The 1,596-nt window shown below is 55.3% G+C and carries 1 protein-coding gene; it reads left to right on the forward strand.

What is annotated here, in order from left to right; all coding sequences use genetic code 11:
* The first annotated feature begins 248 nt into the window (after window positions 1-248).
* Window positions 249-1,283, forward strand: coding sequence for an HNH endonuclease (locus AWB74_RS44405; RefSeq protein WP_061152782.1), 1,035 nt, complete (start codon window positions 249-251; stop codon window positions 1,281-1,283).
* Window positions 1,284-1,596: the final 313 nt, after the last annotated feature.

Here is a 1,596-nt window from a genome sequence, read left to right on the forward strand (position 1 = left end):
ACATAAAGCCGGGTGACCGGCCTCTCACTGACCACCAGCGTCGGACCGTAGCCCCTACCGCGCGAGCGGTTTAGTCCGCCGGCCAGAACCGGCCCCTCACTGACCTCAAGCGTTGCTGGTACAGTGCCTTTATCGATTTGCGCAGCCGCAACTGGCCCGGCGCTAGTATCGCGTTTGCGACGTCGTGAACTCAATTCATGACGTTTCGGATGTCTCTTTCGAAAATTATCTAGCGACATGGCCTCACGATGAGTCAGATACCGCCCCCCACCCGTCCGAGGAAAAAACGTGCGGTTCGCGAACTATTGGTCGAAGCTGGTCACGACGTCTCTGCTTGGGACGTAACGAACGACGGCAAAATCATCGCTAATCCAAACGACAATATCTCGCGGAATACGGCTTGGGCTTTTCCTGGAAGCGATAGCGAAGCGCTCGTCGCCTGCATATGGTTTGACGGCTTGACGATCAAAGATGACGAGGTCTTTTATATCGGTAACGATAGAGCCTATCGTCAGCGACTTCTGGATCTCGACAAAGGCGAGCGCCGTAGCGAGGTGCGCAATCGTCTGCGTACGTGGACCAAGCGCTCGCGCGATCTCGACTTCGCAGTTCAAGCGGCGTACAAGCTCAATCGACCGGTGCGACTGATCCTTGTGGACGGAGACGACGTTGATGAGTCAAATGCTGACCGCGCGTCGACCGTTTCGGCGCGAGAACTAGACCCCGAAACTTGGTGGATTCACGACTACGACTTCTCGATCGTTGGAGGCGGAGAATATCGAATTGTCCGAGGCGAAGACCCTCCCGCCCGCGAAGTAGACGACACGACCCCAAAGATTCCCGACCTTGGGGATGATCCGCTGCTCCAGGAATTAGTCCAAAACCTAAGCGAGACCGAACGTGATGCGGTCATCAAAGCGCGCGTTGGCCAAGGACCCTTTCGGGACGCCCTTTTTGAGCGCTGGGGTGGCTGTTCCGTCACGCAGGTCTCAATGAAAGATATGCTCACTGCGAGTCACATCAAGCCGTGGAGCAGGTGCGATACGGCTGATGAACGGATCAGCGTGTCAAATGGCTTATTGCTCGTTCCTACCCTCGACCGTCTCTTTGATCGCGGGCTCATCACGTTCGATGAAGACTTCAAGATTCGCATCAGCTCACGGATATCAATCGCGCACCAGCGACATTTTGGCATTGATCCAAGTACACGGCTGCGGTTACGAGATTTTGATGACCTAAAGCCATATCTAAAATGGCACGAGGAACTGGTATTTAAGCCTTAATCGGGCGTTCGTCGTCGATTGGTTCGATATCAGAGTGAGCAGCCACACTGCTGACACGAACTGTGCCCATAAAATCCGTGAGATGCACTAGCGGGGAAGCGGCCGATCGTTGGTCGCGAATCCCGTCAGCCAGTCGCGCGGTAGAGCTAGCTGATGATTGCGCCACAAACCTTGCACGAGAAAGACCACTTTGAAGCAAGAGCGGCAGATCAAGCTAACGCGTCGAAGGGCTGATTTGTAGTGGACTAGACTAAATCTGACAGTGGTCGGTTTTCTCGTGCGGGCGCGCGTTGACGCGGAGGGCGTTTAGCCC

The sequence above is a fragment of the Caballeronia arvi genome (assembly GCF_001544695.2).
Lineage (GTDB): Bacteria > Pseudomonadota > Gammaproteobacteria > Burkholderiales > Burkholderiaceae > Caballeronia > Caballeronia arvi.